This window comes from Dongia rigui (genome assembly GCF_034044635.1).
In the GTDB taxonomy this organism is placed as follows: Bacteria; Pseudomonadota; Alphaproteobacteria; order Dongiales; family Dongiaceae; genus Dongia; species Dongia rigui.
Genome location: NZ_JAXCLX010000003.1, coordinates 505408 through 524219 on the forward strand (window position 1 = coordinate 505408; position 18812 = coordinate 524219).

Sequence of the window (18812 nt, forward strand, 5' to 3'; positions counted from 1 at the left end):
GCGGCCTAGACGACCAGTTCCTCAAGGCGCAGATCGCGCACCGGCGCATCATCCAGCAGCGCAAAGACCGCCTCGATAAAGCGCGCCGCCTCCGAGTTGGAAATTCCGGCGGTCCCGATCAATTCCTGAGCCTTTGCCCTAAGGTCGCCCGGGGTCACTGGGTTGCCGGGATCGCCCTTGCATTCTCGTCGTTGCGTCCGCAGGCGACGACCATCGGTGGTTTCCACTGTGACGACGGTGCCCCAGGCATCGGGATAGCCGGCATCGACCTGCAGATCGACGCCCAACGTGACGCGTCGGCGCAGATCCGCGAACCTCGCGCGCGCCTCGCTTTCGAAGGACTCAGCGATCACCTTGCCAGTTGCCAGGGCGGCCGCCACGCAGTGCTGCAATGAAAAGCGCGCTCCATAGGGCTCCGTCGGATCCGGTCGATCGCAAACATCGATCGCCGCCTGATAGGTACCAACCTCGACCTTGGCGATTTCGGCGCCACTCAGAAGCTGATGCAGCTCGATGGCGGCATCGATCGTCGGATGCGTATGGCGGCAGCAGGGCCAGGGTTTGATGGATGTCTGCACGAGTTGCCAGGTCGCATCGGCATCGCGCAAGACAGCGGAAGAATCTGGATCAGGACACAGCCCTTTGAAGAAGCCCTTTTCGCCTTCGAGAATGCGCGCCGGGCCGGTGAAACCTTCCTTGGCCAATCGTGCCGCCATCAACCCGGCCTGGGCACCACGCGCCGTGTGAAGATGCTTGCTCATGGCCCCGGCAGAGAGGAATTCCCACAAGCCCGCCGATTGGGTGCCGGCATTGCCCAGCGCCCAGACCGTCTGCGTGTCATCAAGCTTGTCGAGCAAAGCGACCGCCATGGCGGAGCCGAACGGGCCGCAGGTCGCCGTATTGTGCCAGACGCGATAATGCTCCTTGCCCACCGCCATGCCCACACGCGTGCAGGCCTCATAGCCGGCAAGAACGGCGTGCAAGAATGCCTTGCCGCGCAAATCGCAAAGATGCGCAAAGGCCCAGGCCGCCGGGATAACGACGCTGCCCGGATGTGTCACGGAGGCGCGGTGCAGGTCGTCCATCTCCAGGATATGCGAGACGCCACCGACATAGAAAGCGGCCTTGTCGACGTCATCGACCTTGGGCGGCGAAATCTTTGCGAGGATCTGCGCGGGACGGGTCTGTCTGGCCCCGATGGCGCAAGCCAAGGTGTCCAGCACGAACAGGGCAGCGCTTTCCAGATCACTCTGCGCCACCGGCTTCTGCCGGATCAGCGCGTTGAGGCCCTCGGTCAATGTCTGCTGTGCCATCGACAGTTCCATTCTCACGCAATCAGGGCGCCGGCGCCGGCGCCGGTGCGAATTCACGGCGCAGCGCTTCGTCATGCTGGCCCAGTGTCGGAACATGGCCGAGCGTCGGTCGCTTGCCGTCGATGATCACGGGCGGGGCCAGAACTTCCACCGTGCCATTGGCGGTTTCAACCGGCAGCACGGCAGCACTTTCATGCTGCAAAAGATCGTTCATCGTCGACACCATGCCAAAGGCAATTTTGGCATCCGTCAATTCCCGCGTCACCACCTCGGCCGTCTTGGTTGCCAGAATCATTTGAATGCATGCGTCGACCGCCGCACGGTTGCGCACGCGCTTGACGTTGCTTTCGAAGCGATCGTCTGCCGCAAGTGCCGGGTCATGGAGGACGTCGCGGCAGAGAATCTGCCACTCCCGCTCACTCTGCACCGCGATCAGGATGGCACCGTCCTTGAGCCGGAAGCTGCCATAGGGCGCGATCGAGGGGTGGGCGAGCCCGAGGCGCGATGGTTCCTTGCCGCCGTAGCGCCGCGTCAAATAGGGCACATTCATGTAATCCGCGATGGTGTCGAACAGCGAAACCTGCAGATGCGAGCCTTCGCCGGTTCGATCGCGCCGAATGAGCGCTTCGAGGATCGCACCGTAAGCGGCCTGCCCGGTCGTGATATCGCAGATCGAAATGCCGACACGGCTGGGGCCAGAGAGGTCGGTGCCGGTGATGTAGGCCAGGCCGACCTCCGCCTGAATGAGGAGATCATAGGCCTTGCGGAAATAGTTTGCCGTGCCGGGTGCGTAGCCACTGACATCGCAGACGATGAGCCGCGGGAATCTGTTGCGCAGATCCTTGCTGCCGAGCCCCAGACGATCCGTGGCACCGGGCGCCAGGTTCTGAATAAAAATATCGGCCTTGGCGATCATCGCCTCGACCAGCGCGCGATCCTCCGCCTTGTTGAGATCGACACGGCAGGATTCCTTGCCGCGATTCATCCATACAAAGTACGACGACTGGCCGAGCGCATAATCGTCATAGCCGCGCGCGAAGTCGCCCTCGGGTCGTTCCAGCTTGATGACGCGCGCGCCGGCGTCGGCCAAACGAGACGTCGCTATCGGCGCAGCGACGGCCTGTTCGAGTGCAACGACAAGGACGTCTTTGAGGGCGTGAGGCATGTCGGATCCGCAGTTTTGATACTGCTGAAACTCGCCGATCCCGTCATTAAGTCAAATATGATTTCGCGATAATTCGTATATGGAAAGGTTAGTCCGGTCGCTTTCGCGATGCGGCATTCAACTCTTACAAACAGAGGGACTCTTACAAGTAAAGCGACGGGCGATTGCTTTCATCGGCGAGGGTCGCGGCCCAGATGCCGTCATCCACCAGCCCGCGCAAGGATTCCCAGGCCAGCTGGCCAATGGCGCGCACAGCAGCCGATTGCGGGCGTTCGGTCGAATAGGCAAGGAAGACCCGGCGCGTCAGCTGCGGCGCCGTCAGCGGCCAGATTTTCACCGATCCATCCTGCTCTTCGCGCGTCACCGCGGTCCGCGGCAGGATGCCATAGCCCCGCCCATGCTGGACCAGGCGCTTGATCTGCCCATAGGAATCGATCTCGACCGCGGGCCAAATCGGCGCATTCACTGAAAGTGCCGCTTCTTCAATAAGATCGCGCAGGCCATGTGACGGGCCAGGCAGGATGAGATCAAGCTTCGCCGCCTCGGTCAGTGTCACCGGTTGGCCGGGCGGGACCTTGCAGGCCGAAAGCTGCGGCGACCCGAACAGGCACAGCTCCTCGGTCAGCACGTGATGGACGGCGAGGCCGCTGGGGTTGGCAGCGCTGTAGATCATGGCAAGATCGATCTCGCCACGCCGCAGCCAGTCGAGGATATAGCCGCTCATGGCCTCGGCTATGCGGATGCGTACGGTGGGGTAACGCGCCTGCGCCGCCTCGATCAAGGGTACGCTCAGCAATTCGCTGACCGTACCTGGAATGCCGAAGCGCACTTCGCCGACCGGCGCGCTCTTCTCGCCGCGCACACTGTCGCGCAGTTCGCCGAATTCGGTGAGGATCGTCTTGGCGCGCTGCAGCAGCCTTTCGCCGGCTTCGGTCGGCAGGACGCCGCGTGTCCCGCGATGAAGCAGAGTGATGCCGAGTTCCTCCTCCATATGGCGGAGATGCTGGCTCAAGGCGGGCTGTGCGACACGCAGTTGGTTGGCCGCCTTTGAAAACGAGCCATGTTCGACAATTGCCACGAAATAGCGCAGCTGGCGCAAATCCATTCACGTCTCCCGGCCCAGACGCCTTGCATCGCGGCACAATTTGGAACTCGCGAACTTTATCTGCGATATTCCACCCGCATGCAAGGGTAGCCGGCCGGGGCGTTTGTCACCTCAGCACGAAGGGATTGGCCTGCTCGGCGCCGTAATCGATCCAGACAGCTTTCGTCTCCAGATACTCGCGAATGGCCTCCTGCCCGCTTTCGCGCCCCTGGCCAGACGCCTTGAAGCCACCAAATGGGGACATGTAGCTGACCGTGCGGTAGCAATTCGTCCAGATCATGCCGGCGCGCAATTTCTTGGCAGCGGTGAACATGCGCTTCTGGTCCTGCGTCCAGACGCCGGCCGCCAGGCCATAGGGCGTATCGTTGGCAAGACGCCAGGCTTCCTCTTCCTCGCTAAAGGTCATGATCGACAATACCGGACCAAAGACTTCGGTCTTGGCGATCGCCATATCGCCGGTGACTCCGGTGAAGACCGTGGGCTCGATGAACCAGCCGTCGCCGCATTCCGGCCGCGTCGCACGCCCGCCGCCCATGACGCAGGTGGCACCGCCCGTGCGTGCCATATCGATGCAATCGAGAATACGCTGGAACTGGGGCGGCGTCGTCACCGGACCGACCTGTGTCGCGGTATCCAGTGGATCGCCCATGCGCGCGGTCGAGGCGAGTTTCTTGAATTCTTCGACGAACTGATCGTGCACCGATTCATGGACGATGACGCGGGAGCCGGCGATGCAGGTCTGGCCAGAGGCCGCAAAAATGCCGGAGACGACACCGCGCACGGCGCTTTCCAGCTTGGCGTCAGGGAAGATGACCTGGGCAGATTTTCCGCCAAGCTCCAGGGTGAGGCGCTTGAAAGTATCGGCCGCCGTCTTGGCAATGGCGCGCCCCGAACCTTCGCCACCGGTGAAGGCGATCTTGTCGACGCCGGGATGCGACACCAGGGCGGCACCGACTTCCGCGCCGAACCCGGTCACCACATTGATGACACCTGAAGGGAAGCCCGCTTCCTCCACCAGACGCATCAGTTCCAATGTCGAGGCCGAGGTGAACTCCGACGGCTTGATGACCATGGTGCAGCCGGCAGCCAGTGCCGGCGCCATCTTCCAGGTGAGCAGCAGCAAGGGTGAGTTCCAGGGCGTGATCGCCGCGACCACGCCCACCGGTTCGTGCCGGGTGTAGGTGAACATGTCCGGCTTGTCGATCGGCAGCACGGCGCCTTCGACCTTGTCGGCGAGGCCACCGAAATAATGGAACCATTGCGGGATATAGCCGCATTGGCCGCGCATCTCGGCCCAGAGCTTGCCGTTGTCGCGCACCTCGGTGAACGCCAGATGATCCGCATCGCGCGCGATGAGATCGGCCAGGCGGCGCAGCAGCAACCCACGCTGCGTCGGGTGCATGGCGGCCCACGGGCCTGATTCCAATGCCGTGCGTGCGGCCGTCACGGCACGGTCGACATCCTCCGCGCCACAACGGGGGATGCGCGCCCAGGTCTTGGCGGTAAAGGGATCCTGGCTCTCGAATGTCTGCCCCGATGCCGACGGGGTCCATTTACCGTCAATGAAGACTTGGAAATCGTGAATCTGGTCGTCACGCTGCCGCATATCAGTCACGCCTCAAACTCAATAACCTGACGGATGGCGTCGCCGCGATGCAGGCGGTCGAAGCCTTCGTTGATGTCGTCCAATCTGATCCGGTGCGTCATCAGCTTTTCGACCGGCAACCGGCCACGGCGATGCAACCCGAGGAATCGCGGGATGTCGCGCGCGGGCACGCCGGATCCAAGATAGGAACCGCGTAGGGTTCGCTCTTCCGCCACCAGCGAGAGGGGTGAGATGTTGAGAACGGCCGATGGATTGGGCAGCCCAGCCGTGATGGTCGTGCCGCCACGACGCGTCATGGCATAGGCGCCTTCCAGGGCGCGGGCTGAGCCGGCGAATTCAAGGGCCGCATCGACCCCGCCCGACGTCGCCTCCTTGACCTTGGCAACCAGGTCCTGATCGGTCGCAAGGAAAGTGTGCGTGGCGCCAAGTTCGCGGGCGAGGCTGAGTTTCGATTCCAGCGTGTCGATCGCGACAATGGTCTCGGCACCTGCCGCGACAGCGCCGAGAACCGCCGCAAGACCGACACCGCCCAAGCCCACAACCGCCGTCCGCCCACCCGGCTGCACCGCACCCATGTTGAAGACGGCACCCGCCCCAGTGAGCACGGCACAACCCATCAGCGCCGCGACATTCATCGGCAGTTCGCGGTCGATTTTCACCAGGCTGCGGCGAGAAATGACGGCGTGCGTCGCATAGCTCGCCACCCCAGTCATGTGATGGATGGGCTTGCCGTTGCGGCTGAGCCGCGTGCCGCCCGCCAGCATTTCACCCTTGCCGTTCGACGCGGCACCCGGTTCGCACAATGCCGGCCTGCCAGTGCCGCACGGCCCGCAATGGCCACAGGAGGGGACAAAGACGAAGACGACATGGTCGCCGGGCACCAAATCGGCAACCCCCTCCCCCACAGTCTCGACGACGCCCGCACCTTCATGCCCTAGGACCATCGGTACCGGTCGCGGCCGGTCGCCATTGATGACGGAGAGATCGGAATGGCAGAGGCCGGCCGCAGCGATCTTGACCAGTACCTCGCCGGCACGGGGCGGCGCCAGGTCGACCTCGCACACAGTCAATGGCTTGGTTTCGGCATAGGGGCCGGCGCGTCCGATTTCTTCGAGGACGGCAGCTCTGATCTTCATGACTCGTTACTCCCTGGCGTCGGCTTCAATGAACCGCCGCATACATGATCTTTTCTTCGGTCGCTTCCTCGATGCCGAACTCCTCGACGACGCGACCCTGGCGCGCCACCAGGACACGGTCGGCAAGATTCATCACCTCGGGCAAATAGGACGATATCACAACAACCGCGAGGCCAGCCTCCGCCAACGCATTGATCGCTGCGTGGATTTCGGCAATGGCACCGACGTCGACACCACGCGTCGGCTCATCGAAGATGATGATCTTGGGCTTTTGCACCAGCGCCTTGGCAATGACGATCTTTTGCTGATTGCCACCGGAAAGCTCGATGACCTTGGCGTTGTCATCGATCGCACGGACGCCGAGTTGCTTTGTCCAGGTCTTTGAGAGCGTGATCATTTCGGCATAGGAGACGACCGGCATGCGGTTGAGATCGGCCCCGAGCAGCCCCAGATAGATGTTCTCGGCAATCGACTTGGTTTCGAAAAAGCCTTCGAGTTTGCGGTCCTCGGTCACATAGACGATGCCGTCCCCGACCGCCGGACGCGGCGTGCGATAGCGGACGGAGCGCCCCTCGATGCGAATCTCCCCGCCATGGAGGAAGTCGCGCTTGATGACGCCAGCGATGATCTTTGCCGTTTCCGTACGCCCCGATCCAATCAGGCCGAAGATGCCAGTGACCTGTCCGGTATAGATCGAGAACGAGGTATTGCGCACCATGCGGCCCATCGACAGGTTCTGCACCGACAGGATCTTGCGGCCATAAGGACGCGCCTTGCGAGCCCCCTTGGCATAGATTTCCTCCGTCAGCGTCCGACCGACCATATGGCCGATGATCTTGTCGCGATCGAAGGCCGCCGCCTGATCGGTGATGACATGCTGCCCGTCGCGCAGGATGGTGATGCGGTCGGAGATGGCCAGTGCCTCTTCCAGCGCATGGCTGATGAAGATGATCGACACTCCATCGGCCTTCAGCCGGTTCACCAGCTCGAAGAAATGATGCTTTTCCTCGGGCGTCAGTGTGGCGGTGGGTTCGTCAAAGATGATCACGCGCGCCTTGTGGTGGACGGCGCGGGCAATCTCGACCATCTGCTTCTGCGCCGCACCCAGCTGGCTCACATACATGGTCGGGTCGACGTTGAAGTTCAGCGATTGCAGGAATTGCTGGGCGGCGATGTAGATGCCGCGCAGGCGATTGAGGAATTTCTCATTCCCCAGATAGATATTCTGCGCGACGGTCAAGGACGGCACCAGCGAGGTTTCCTGGAAGACCATGGCGATGCCGTTATGAAGCGCGTCGGCCGGGCGCGCAAAGGCGAGCTTCTCGCCCCGCAACAACACCTCACCCTGGGTCGGCGCGTGAACGCCGGCGATGACCTTGGTGAGGGTAGATTTGCCGGCGCCGTTCTCGCCAAGGAGGGCGTGTATCTCGCCGGGCATCAAGGTGAAGTTGACATCCTTCAACGCGGGGACACCATGAAATGCCTTGGTGACACCGCGCAGCTCGATAATCGGACTTGCCGCTCCGTTCAGTTGCGCTGGGGAAATTTGATTCATGCGCGCCCCCCTTGCGCCAGGTCGATCTTGAGTACTTCGTCGCCGCCCTTCGACGTCGCCCAGAGCACGCCACCGACCTCGACGACCGACGTCATGCCGTGCCGACGGCCACCGGCGCGGGAATGCAGGCTTTGAACGGGCGTGAAATCGGCATCCAGCTCGACAACCAGTCCATAGGAACGTGTCGGCGCCCAGGGTTTCAGGATCCCCATCTGTTTCAGGGCGCCGCCCTGCATCGGTTCGCGGAATGAATGGCCGGAGCGCAGGGCGGGGGCGATCCAGAATTCAGGCTCGACCTCGGCCATCATGGCCAGACGATAGGCCGGTTCCCGCAGGACCAGTTCCAGCAGTGGCCCGCGAGGTGCGAACAGCGCCAGCCAGTAGCCGCCGGCCTCGCGTGCCGAGATCCCAGCCGGATAGCCCGGCAGATCTTCCATCAGCTGCGTGATTCGGCCTGCGGCATCGATTCGGATCAGGCGCTGCTTCCAGGCTTCGCTGACAATGACACCATCCCCCCTTGCCAGGATGCCCTTGGGATGGCCGAGCCTGTCGGCGACGCGCACCAGGCTCTCATTGGCAATGTCATAGCGCCACACCTGGCCGGTCCGGCGCAATTCCAGGAAGTCGCGCGACCAATCGGCATAAGCGTTGACCGAGGAGCCAATCGCGATCCACAGCACCTCTTCGCTTTCAAAAGACAGTCCCGTGACGCAGACAAGTCCAGCAAGAGATGTCACAGCGACACCGTCGATGGCGATTCCCTTGCCCAGCGCGGCGATCGCCAGGCGGCCGGAAGGCGATGCCGCAAGGGCCGTGATCTCTCCACCCGCTGAGGCCACCTGTCCGGCTTCGCTCATCACGCGCCGCCCTTCCGCCCAGAGCAGCCGGCCACCCAGCTGCACCAGGCAATCCGGCATTTCGGCGGCGATGCCAAGCGGCGCATTTTCCAATCGATTATTGGGTTTCAGTGCGCCGTCCAGCGGCGGCACGGTCAGCGCGGCGGCGCCGCGGCCAAGCAAACGATCGGAGAGATTTTTCAAGGCGCCAATCATGCCTTGCCTCCCCAGTAGTCGCTCCAGGCGGACCAAGTCGGGTTGGCGTCGGAGAGACGGATGCGGCCAATGCGATTGTTGGTGATGCCGCCAAGATAGAGCCAGCCCTTGTGCTCGCGCATCGAGGTGATCATCGGGTGGTTCTTGGCGCCTTGATCCCACAACGATTCCAACACCTCACCCGCATCATTGAAGCGGACCACGCAGCCGATATTGAGATTGGGGTATAGCCATTGATCCGGCGCAATCCGGCGCGACATGCGGCGGCGGAAAGCCGGCATGCGCAAGGCGACGTCAAGGGCCGGTGAGCGCATGCCCATGATCGCACACCAATACGTCCCATCCGATGCACGGTTGATGTTATCGGGATAGCCAGGCAGCCGGTCGACCACCACCTCGACCTGGCCAGCTTTCGGTCCGGCAATCCAATAGCGGCTGATGCGACAGGCCCAGCTTTCGGCAAAGAGGATCGACTGGCCATCGCGGGCGGTGCAGACGCCATTCGGGAAGATCAGCTTTCGCACCTCGGTACGCGTCTTGCCCGTTGCCGGGTCGTAGCTGATGATGCGGCCGTTGCCGCGGCTTTCCAGGGCGTCGACTGGCCAGTCATGCATTTCGTAGCGGATCGTGGCCTCGGAGAAATAGATCTTGCCGTCGGGCGCGATGTCGCAATCATCGGCGAGGCGCAGCCGGCTGTCGTCGACGATCGAGAATGTCGAGCGGCTGGTTTCATCGGTGAGCTTTGCCACGGCTCCGGCAGGCGAGATCTGGTAGAGGCCCATGCCGCCGACGCAGACGATAAGATTGCGATCCTTATCGAAGCTCATGCCGAGGGGGGCGCCGCCGATATGGGCAAAGACCTCGTGCCGCTGATAGTCCGGCGGGAAAAATCGAACGATATCGCCATGGCGCGTGCCGCAATAGAGCACATCGTCCTCGTCCAGGATCACGTCCTCCGGGCTCTCGACGGCGCCGAGCCCGATGATCTCGACGTCCGCCAGCCGATCGTTGAGGGCAAAAGCGCCCTCGGATGTGGAGCGCGGCTGTGGCATTTCAATCAAGGTCGGCGAGACATAGACCTTGTTGAGCAGCTTGTCCCGGTTCTTGTTCCAGCGCACGTCGATGAAAACGGCGAAGATGAGCAGCAGGCCAAGCACCATCGGCCCCGAGCCGGAATTGAGGCCAAGGCGCAGGATCCCATTGGTCATCACCAGCACGATGACCGCGCCGATCAATGCCTTGACGATCGAGCCACGGCCGCCGCCCAGTGAATTGCCGCCGAGCACTGCGGCTGTCAGCGCCATGATCTCCATGCCCATGCCGGTGTCCGATCCAGCGCCCGAAAGACGGGCCGCATACAGGAGGCCTGCGAGGCCGCACAGCATGCCGGAGATGGTATAGGCGGAACAGATGATGCCCCGGACAGGCAGGCCGATATTGTGCGCCGAGCGACGCGAACCGCCAATGGCCATCGCCCGCCAGCCTGGGCGTGAGCGGGTGATGAGGATATGGCCGACCAGCGCCACCACGACCAACACGGCAAAGGAGAACGGCAGGCCAAGAACATTGCCCATGCCGATCCGGTCCCAGGCGGCACTGTCGACGAAGCTCAAGGACATGGCCTGCGCGTATTTGAGCAGCAGCATATCGACGACGGCGCGCACGATGATCAGGGTCACCAGCGTCGTCATGAAGGCGCGCAACCTGAGATAACCGATGAGGACGCCGTTGATGAAGCCGACGGCGCCGCAGATCAGGATGACCGCCGGGATGGTCGCCCAGACCGGCCAGCCGGCAAGGTTGAGTAGCGCCAGCGCCGTGAAGTTACCCAGCGCGAAGTTCGAGCCGACCGAAAGATCGATCCCGCCGACCACGATCACAGCCATCATGGCAATGCACAGCAGCGCGAATTCACCGAGTTGGCGTGCCGTGATGGAGAGATTACCAGCCGTGAAGAAATTTGGGATAAGGGAGCCGAAAACGATAATTACCGCGACCAGAACCAGGAACGGAATGGTGTTGTCGATCCATTTTTTCGACAGAATCTCGCCGAGCACGTGATCTGGAATGAAACGATACCGCAGCTTGGTGAGGGTGCCGGCTTGCGCCACGATCGACCTCTTGAAGTTGGAATGACCGGCCGCGGGTCAGTCGGACCCGCAACCGGCAAGCAGCAGGCGCCGCCCCGCGGGCGGCGCCTGGTCGTTGGCAGTTAGCGCAGGATCTTGGCGTATTCTTCAGGATTGAAGCAGGTGCCGTCGCGGACGTCGTCCTTGGTCATGTAGCGATAGGGCGAATAAATCTGGGTCTTGATCGCCCCACCGCCCTGCTTGTTCTGCAACGCCACCATGATGGCGGTCCAGGCATCGCGGCCCATACCGACGGCATCATAATTGTAGACGGCCGAGAAGGTGCCGTCCTTCAGCTTGTCGCACATCGACTGGGCGCCACCGCCCGAGGTGATGAAGAACACCTTGTCCGACAGGCCGGCCTGCTGGATCGCTGCACCCGTGCCGACGCCCTGGCCGTCCCAGACGTCGATCACCGCGCAGATGTCGGGATGTTGCTGCAGGACGGTTTCGGTAATCGCGCGGGCCTTGGTGGCGTCCCAATCCGCCGCCTGGCTGGAGACAACCTGGATTTCCGGATGCTCGGCGAACACCTTGTTGATGCCCTGAACCTGATAGAAGCTGACACCGCCGGTCAACACACCCTGCACGATCGAGACCTTGTGCGAGGTGTTGCTGTCCTTGCCGCAACGGTCGAGCACCTTGTTGGCAATCTGCTCACCCATGCCGATGAAATCGGGGGCGACCACGGCGTCGGTTTGCACCGCGCCGGCCATGTTCAGCTGGATGACGACGATGCCTTCGGCATTGGCCTGCTTCATGAGGCGCGCCAGGGATTGCATATCCGGGTTCTGCGTCACGATGACGTCCGGATGCTCAGCGAGCAGCGCGGTGAAGCCCTGCGCCATCGCGTCCGTGTTCCAGTTGGGATCCTGCGAGGTGAATTCCATGCCATAGACGGCCGATTGCTGCTTGACGACGCCGCCCCAGGCCTGCGCCAAGTCAAAGCCGATCGAGATCGGCAGATAGGCGATCTTTTTGCCTTTCAGCGATTCCAGCGCCGGATCGCGGAACGGATCGTTGATCTCTTGCGCCATCGAGGTGCCGGCGGCAGCCAAGGCCGCGACCGTGACGGCTGCAAGGCCGAATTTACGCAATAGGTTCATGTTGTTCTCCCTGACAATGTTGTTTCAGCAATGAAACGCGATGGACGCTTCGTTAGATGTCGCCCTGTTGCCCCGTCTGTTCGTCGCGGGGATTGAGAATGCTGTCGGCCACGATGGCGAGAAGCAGGATGAGGCTCTTGATGACGTTCTGAAGGGTGAACTGGATGTCCATGATCGTCATGCCGTTCATCAGCACGCCGATGAGGAGCGTGCCCACCACGACATTGCGGACGTTGCCACGGCCGCCGGACAGGCCGACACCACCGAGGACGACGACCAGAATCACGTCATAGATCATGTTCGAATTGACGACGCGGGTGTTCATGGCCGCCACCGAGGTTGCCGTGATGATGCCCGCGATGAAGGAAATGGCGCCCGAAATGACATATTGCGCAACCAGCATCGGCCTGACCGGCAGGCCGGAGATGCGCGCGGCCAAGGCGTTATCGCCGATCGCATAGATGAAGCGGCCGGGCTTGGTGAAGCGCAGAAAAGCCCAGAATGTCATGGCGACGACGAAGGCGACGATCACCGGGACCGGAATGCCCAGCACCGAACCCTGGCCCAGTTCCTTGATCCAGCCGATATCGTTGGGCATGTAGACGACGTCGGTACCGGTGATGAGATGGGCACGGCCGAAGCCATAGATGAAGGTGCCCATGGCGAGGGTCGTGAAAAGCGGGGGAATTTCGCCATAGGCGATGAGGAGACCGCTGATGAGGCTCATCAGAAGCGCAAGGCCAAAACCGAGACCGAGCGCCTCGGTGAGCGACGTGCCGGTCGCCGCCAATTGCAGCGCCCAGGCGACCGAGATCGCCATATTGGCGATCATGGATAGGTCGATGCCCCGCCCCAGCACCACAACCAGCATGCCGATCCCCAATATGCCCAGCACAGAGACCGAGCGCAGCAGGGACAGCATGTTCTCCGCCGACACGAATTTCGGCAGAATGAGAGCGAAGACCGCAAACAGCACCACCGTCAACAGGAGCACGATTCGCTCCTGGTTGAGATGACGCGCGATGCCGGAACCCTTCATTCTTCGTGCTCTCCCCGCCCGGATCGCATGCCGGATCCAATGTACCGTTCCCCGCTGTGAGAAACCCACCCATTCGGGCGGCGTAAGGTACGCGGGCCGTTCTGGCCCATTTCCAGGCGAAGCTAGCAACAGCCCAAAAGCTGCGGAATTATTAATTAACTATCCGGCCTATTGTCTTTTGTTATATCGCCGCACCAGCGCCGGTCGGCGTCGGCGTTCAAGGCGCGCAGCGTCCCGACATCGGCGACGCGCGCATGGCGGGCGCTGACCTCGACGCCCAGCGCTTTCGGTTGCGTGATGGCGGGCCACAGATTGTCGACCGTCAGTCCGAGCCAGCGCGCCAGAGAGCGACGATCGATCGGGAAAACGAGCCCCATGATGTTCCAGCTGAAGGACGAAGCCAAACGTAAGGCGGCGATTGAGGGCGGGAAGACGGTGGCGGCCTTTGTGTAACCCACGAACACATGGCAGCCGGGCGCCGCGGCACACGATCGACAGCGAGGATTGGGTCGCAGTCTGCCCGCTGCGACGCATGCCGATCGGCATGTCGTTGGTTCCGCTGCCCGAACTCAACCTGCGCGTCGCCACCCTCGGTCCAAGTCGTGCGGCCCAAGTCATGCGGCCCAAGTCATGCGGAACGGACCATGCGGCCCAGTCATGCGGAACGGACCATGCCAGGACGCCAGGCATCCCAGCCGCTGCGTTCTAAGAATTTCATGATTACGCTCCATGTGGCTTGGGGATGCCAAGATACCAAGGCACCCTGGCGACAAGGTGAGCATTGCGGATCAGCCGGTACAGGGAACATGCCGATCGACGATCAGCCGGATCGCATGGGTTCAACCAGGGCCCACCGCCCGAGACGCGTCAGAGCGAGCACCAAGGCAAAATGATCAGCGCCCGCGACCGAGAAGGAATTTTGGCTGGGGAACTAGGACTCACAGCGAGACATTCACTCAGTTATGTCAATGACTTAGCAGTCACTTCGAGTCATCAAATGGCGAGCTAACTCACGGAAGGTGGACCAGTGTGGTGGACCAGTCAAGGGTGGGCACTCATCGACAATTGAAGAAGGCGTCACCTCCCACCTCCAGCGGAAGAAAGTGTCTGAACCTAAGCGCCGACTCTTGGCTCCGGCATGCCGCGAACGCCCAGACCTTGAATCGCGAACAGGCTACCGCGTAGGACCCCATCGGACGGAAAGCGCGGCAGCGGCGGTTTCGCCACTGAGGTGACGAAGAGAATGCCCATGTTCGGCCCGCCGAAATTGACGCTAGCCACCTTCTTCACCGGTATATTGATGATGCGGTCCACCTTGCCGTCCGGCGCTTAGCGCACAAGCTTGGCGTCATAGACTTGGGCGTTCCACAGATACCCTTCGGCATCGACCGTCGAACCGTCGGCGGCACCCCCGCGGCTGCTATCGACCTTGGTGTAGGTGCGACGGTTGAAAGCACGGCAGGTGTTGATATCGCAATCATAGGCCCATATCTCGCCAGACCGTGAATCGGCGAAGTAGAGGATCTTGTCATCCGGACTCTAGCACGGCCCATTCGAAACGATGACGCCGCTATCCAGCTTGGTCACCATGAAGTCGGGATCGAGACGATAGAGTTCCCCGTTCGGCCCGGATTCCATCTTGTCCATCGATCCCGCAATCAAGCGGGGGCGTCGATCAACCTTGCCGTCATTGAGGCGGATCGCCGGATTTTTGCCGATCGGGTTGTTGATCAGCGTGCTGTCGCCGGTCTTGAAGTCCAGCGCATAAAAGCCATCCTGTAGTGAGCAGATGGCGCCGTTGCCGTCCTTGCGCAGCGCCATGGAGCCGATCTTGCCGGGCACGTCCCAGGCGCGGATTTCACGGCCATCGGCTGTGCAGCGGAACACGTTGCCGCCGAAACTGTCGATCCAATAGAGGCGCTGCTGGTCGACATCCCAAAGCGGCCCTTCGCCGAGGATCGTCTTTACATCCACCAACACCTCGAACTGCATTGGCTGAACCTCCTGCTATTAGCCTTTGAACCGTGGTTCTGCGATTCCGCGCACGCCCAAGCCATGAACCGCCACCGTCATACCGGCTTCGTGTTCCCGGTGATACCTGCCCTTGAATGGCCGCGCCATGGAGGTGACGAACGCAATATCAAGATTGGGTCCCCCGAAACTGATGCTGGTCGAGGAGAAGACCGGCAGCCCAACCACCCGGTCGATGACGCCATCCGGATTGAAGCGTACCAGCCGCCCGGCATAGACCTCGACGCTCCAGACATAGCCCTCGGAATCAACCGTGGCCCCGTCCGGGTAACCTTGCAGCTCCGCAAAACTGCCGAAGGCGCGCTTTGAGCGCACATCGCCGGTCGCGGTGTCGTAATCATAGGCAAAGATAATCTTGGTAAAGCTGTCGGTGAAATAGAGTGTCTTGCCGTCGGGGCTGAAGCAGGGACCGTTCGAGCAGATGATCCCGGAATCGAGTTCGCTCACCTTCAGATCGGGGTCCAGCCGGAACAGTTTGCCCACCGGATCGCTTTCGCAATAGTCCATCGATCCTGCGACGAAGCGCCCCTGCCGATCGACCTTCCCGTCGTTGAGGCGCGGCCGCAATTCGCCGGGCTGCGTTTCATTGATGCGCGTGACCTTGCCGCTGTCGAAATCGAGAAAATGAAACCCGCTGCGCAAGGCAAGGACAGCACCTCCCTTCTCGCGCAAGGCCAATGACCCGATTGGCTCCGGCATCGTCCAGCTCCGGCGATCACCGCCTTTGAGATCGGCGCGGTGAACGGTCGGCCCGTAGGAATCGATCCAATAGAGCCGCTCCTCCTTGACGTCCCATAACGGCCCCTCGCCAAGGGATTCCTTGCGGTCACTGAATATCTCGATACGCAGCATGGCACCCTCCTAGAACTTGACTTTTTCAGCACCCTTGAGGTTCAACATCGCGCGCGCCTCATCGGGCGTCGCGATGTCGAATCCCAACCCTTCAATCAATTTGCGCGCGGCCGTCACCTGTTCTGCATTCGATTTGGCAAGACGCCCCGGACCCGCCCAAAGCGAATCCTCCAACCCCACGCGCACATTGCCGCCCATCGCGACCGACATCGCCGCAATCGGCATCTGGTTGCGCCCGGCGCCCAGCACCGACCACTGATAGGCATCGCCGAACAGCCGGTCGGCCGTGCGCTTCATGTGCATGACGTCTTCCGGGTGCGGGCCGATGCCGCCCAGAATGCCGAACACTGTCTGTATAAAGAGCGGCGACTTCACGAGCCCGCGCTCCAGAAAGTGATGGAGATTGTAGAGATGCCCCACATCGTAGCATTCGAACTCGAAGCGGATCCCGGTACCGTTCAATGTATTGAGGGCGTACTCGATATCCTTGAAAGTATTGCGGAAGATGAGGTCGCGCGAATTCTCCAGCGCCTCCCGCTCCCAGGCGTGCTTGAATTCCTTGAACCGCCCCAGCATCGGATAGAGGCCGAAATTCATCGACCCCATGTTGAGCGACGCCACTTCCGGCTGGAAGGTCACCGAGGGCATGATGCGCTCCTCGATCTTCATCCAGGGCGCGCCGCCTGAGGTGAGGTTCACGACACAGTTCGAGCGCTGCTTGATCACCTTCAGGAACGGCTCAAAGGCCTGCGGCGTCTGGTCCGGCCGGCCGTCCTCTGGGTTGCGCGCATGAAGATGGACGATGGCAGCACCGGCTTCCGCGGCACCCACCGCTGCATCGGCGATTTCTTCCGCACTCACGGGCAGGTAAGGCGACATCGAGGGTGTGTGGATCGCGCCTGTGACAGCACAGGTAATGATGACCTTGCGATTCTTCGCCATGACTTTTTCTTCTTTCTTAAGAGCCGATTTCGCCTGCAGCCTTGCGCTTATGAGCCGCCAGCGCCATCAGTCGCCGGTCGCGCCATGCCTGCCGCTTCTGCAGACCGGCTTCCGGCAGTCGCGCGCGACGTTCGTCTTCGACGGCGCCAAGTACAGGACCCGCCCAATCGATGCGACGCTGCATGGAGGGGAACAGACGCTCGTAAATTTTCTGATAGCGTGCCACGTAATCCCGCACACCGCCCGGCGCGTTGAGGTCGATAGTTTCGAACGGCCCCATGAAAGACCAGCGCAGGGCGAGGCCTTCGCGGATACCGATATCGACATCTTCAACCGAGGCATAGCCGTCCGCCACCAGGCGAAAGGCTTCCTCCAACAACGCACCCTGCAGACGGTTCATGACGAACCCGTCGATCTCGCGCTTCATGACAATGGGCGACTGACCGACGGCTGCGAGCAAGCGGCGCGTGTGGTCGATGACCTCGGGCGCAGTCCACGGCGCCGGCACGATTTCCGCCGCTGGGATGAGGTAAGGAGGGTTGATCGGATGGACGACAAGGCAACGGGCGCGACCGACCAGGTCCGCGGTGAAATGAGATGGCAACAGCGCCGAGGTTGAGCTTGCCAGTATCGTATCGGGGGCCGCTGCAGCATCCAGCTGCGCAAACACCAGCTTCTTGCTGGCAAGGTCCTCTGGCGTGTTCTCCTGCACATAGGCTGCACCGGCCAGAGCCGCCGCCAATGTCGGAACCGACTTTAATCGCACCGCGACCTCTTCAACTGACTGGCCATCGAGCAGATCTTCCACCGCCAAGGGCGACAGCGCCTCGATCGCAAATGCCTTTGCCTTGTCGGCAGCACCGGCGAACGCATCGTAGATGCGTACCTCATGGCCGGCGCGGGCAAAAGTGATGGCCCAGGCCCTACCAATGAGGCCGGCGCCGATGATTGCGATCACTGCCATGTCAACTTCTCCTAAAGTGTCTCGACATTGCCATCGACGCCCAAAGACTGGCCGGACAGATTGTCCCCCATCGGCGACAGGAGGAAGGTGACCATGGCGGCAACGTCATGCGGTGTCACCATGCGGCGCAGTGAGACTTTTTCCAGGTAGCGCTCCGCCATCTCGTCATAGGGCAGACCAAGCTGTTCCGCGCGCGCACGGATGACAGCTTCCATACGTGGACCTTCGACGATGCCCGGTAGGATCGCGTTGACGCGGATGTTGTGCGGTCCGAGTTCCTTGGCGAGGCTCTGGGTGAGCCCGATGACGCCGAACTTGGCTGCGGCGTAGGGTGTCCGAAAGGCGTAACCATGTCGTCCCGCAACAGAGGACATGTTGACGATGGCGCCGCCGCCAGCTTCCTTCAGCATCGGCGCGGCGAAATGAGCACATAGGAACTGCCCGGTCAGGCACACGTCGATACAACGCCGCCAATCGGCAATAGCGATTTCCTCGACGGCGCCGGTGGGGCCGGCAACGCCGGCATTGTTGATCAACCCATCGAGCCCGCCGAGCACCGCCTTGGCGTCGGCAAAGACTCGTGCCATGTCGCCTTCGCTTGAGACATCGGCCAACACAGCGCTGTGACCGGGATACTCCTTCTGGAAATCGTTGAGCGGACCTTGCGCGACGTCGCAGATGAATACTTTGGCGCCATGCAGTATCAGCATATCGGCAATGGCGCGCCCGATACCCGAGGCGCCAGCCGAGATGAACACGCGCAGGCCTGGCTTGATGCCGTCGATGATCTTGCGACCAGTGGGTGTCGCCATGTTCT

The 18812-nt window shown here is 61.8% G+C and carries 15 protein-coding genes and 1 pseudogene; all 16 read right to left on the reverse strand.

Features of this window, described 5'->3' with window-relative positions:
* Window positions 1-5 precede the first annotated feature (5 nt).
* Entirely contained in the window at window positions 6-1313 is a 1308-nt protein-coding gene (locus SMD31_RS17875; RefSeq protein WP_320502289.1) for an MmgE/PrpD family protein, read from the reverse strand.
* A 22-nt stretch (window positions 1314-1335) separates the two neighbouring features.
* On the reverse strand, window positions 1336-2478 hold the full coding sequence (locus tag SMD31_RS17880; RefSeq protein ID WP_320502290.1) for a CaiB/BaiF CoA transferase family protein: 1143 nt from the start codon (window positions 2476-2478) through the stop codon (window positions 1336-1338).
* Window positions 2479-2620: 142 nt separating this feature from the next.
* Window positions 2621-3583, reverse strand: a complete 963-nt coding sequence (locus tag SMD31_RS17885; RefSeq protein ID WP_320502291.1) for a LysR family transcriptional regulator — start codon at window positions 3581-3583, stop codon at window positions 2621-2623.
* Between the two features lie 106 nt (window positions 3584-3689).
* Window positions 3690-5189, reverse strand: a complete 1500-nt coding sequence (locus SMD31_RS17890; RefSeq protein WP_320502483.1) for an aldehyde dehydrogenase — start codon at window positions 5187-5189, stop codon at window positions 3690-3692.
* A 5-nt stretch (window positions 5190-5194) separates the two neighbouring features.
* Entirely contained in the window at window positions 5195-6325 is a 1131-nt protein-coding gene (locus SMD31_RS17895) for a zinc-dependent alcohol dehydrogenase family protein (protein WP_320502292.1), read from the reverse strand.
* A 25-nt stretch (window positions 6326-6350) separates the two neighbouring features.
* Window positions 6351-7880 (reverse strand): sugar ABC transporter ATP-binding protein, encoded by a 1530-nt coding sequence (locus SMD31_RS17900; protein WP_320502293.1) that lies wholly within the window; start codon window positions 7878-7880, stop codon window positions 6351-6353.
* Window positions 7877-8932, reverse strand: coding sequence for an SMP-30/gluconolactonase/LRE family protein (locus SMD31_RS17905; RefSeq protein ID WP_320502294.1), 1056 nt, complete (start codon window positions 8930-8932; stop codon window positions 7877-7879). Before SMD31_RS17905 ends, SMD31_RS17900 begins: the two co-directional genes overlap by 4 nt.
* On the reverse strand, window positions 8929-11043 hold the full coding sequence (locus tag SMD31_RS17910) for an ABC transporter permease (protein WP_320502295.1): 2115 nt from the start codon (window positions 11041-11043) through the stop codon (window positions 8929-8931). Before SMD31_RS17910 ends, SMD31_RS17905 begins: the two co-directional genes overlap by 4 nt.
* Window positions 11044-11144: 101 nt before the next feature.
* Window positions 11145-12167, reverse strand: coding sequence for a sugar ABC transporter substrate-binding protein (locus SMD31_RS17915; RefSeq protein WP_320502296.1), 1023 nt, complete (start codon window positions 12165-12167; stop codon window positions 11145-11147).
* A gap of 52 nt (window positions 12168-12219) precedes the next feature.
* Window positions 12220-13206 (reverse strand): ABC transporter permease, encoded by a 987-nt coding sequence (locus tag SMD31_RS17920; RefSeq protein ID WP_320502297.1) that lies wholly within the window; start codon window positions 13204-13206, stop codon window positions 12220-12222.
* A 155-nt stretch (window positions 13207-13361) separates the two neighbouring features.
* Window positions 13362-13583 (reverse strand): hypothetical protein, encoded by a 222-nt coding sequence (locus SMD31_RS17925; protein WP_320502298.1) that lies wholly within the window; start codon window positions 13581-13583, stop codon window positions 13362-13364.
* Between the two features lie 736 nt (window positions 13584-14319).
* Window positions 14320-15198, reverse strand: a pseudogene (locus SMD31_RS17930) (SMP-30/gluconolactonase/LRE family protein).
* An 18-nt stretch (window positions 15199-15216) separates the two neighbouring features.
* Window positions 15217-16089 carry an SMP-30/gluconolactonase/LRE family protein gene (locus SMD31_RS17935; RefSeq protein ID WP_320502299.1) on the reverse strand — a complete coding sequence of 291 codons (873 nt, stop codon included), beginning with the start codon at window positions 16087-16089 and terminating at the stop codon, window positions 15217-15219.
* Between the two features lie 9 nt (window positions 16090-16098).
* Window positions 16099-17031 carry a BKACE family enzyme gene (locus tag SMD31_RS17940; RefSeq protein ID WP_320502300.1) on the reverse strand — a complete coding sequence of 311 codons (933 nt, stop codon included), beginning with the start codon at window positions 17029-17031 and terminating at the stop codon, window positions 16099-16101.
* A 16-nt stretch (window positions 17032-17047) separates the two neighbouring features.
* A complete protein-coding gene (locus tag SMD31_RS17945; RefSeq protein WP_320502301.1) occupies window positions 17048-17995 on the reverse strand; it encodes a 3-hydroxyacyl-CoA dehydrogenase in 948 nt (315 codons plus the stop codon).
* Between the two features lie 11 nt (window positions 17996-18006).
* Window positions 18007-18807 (reverse strand): SDR family oxidoreductase, encoded by an 801-nt coding sequence (locus SMD31_RS17950; protein ID WP_320502302.1) that lies wholly within the window; start codon window positions 18805-18807, stop codon window positions 18007-18009.
* Window positions 18808-18812: the final 5 nt, after the last annotated feature.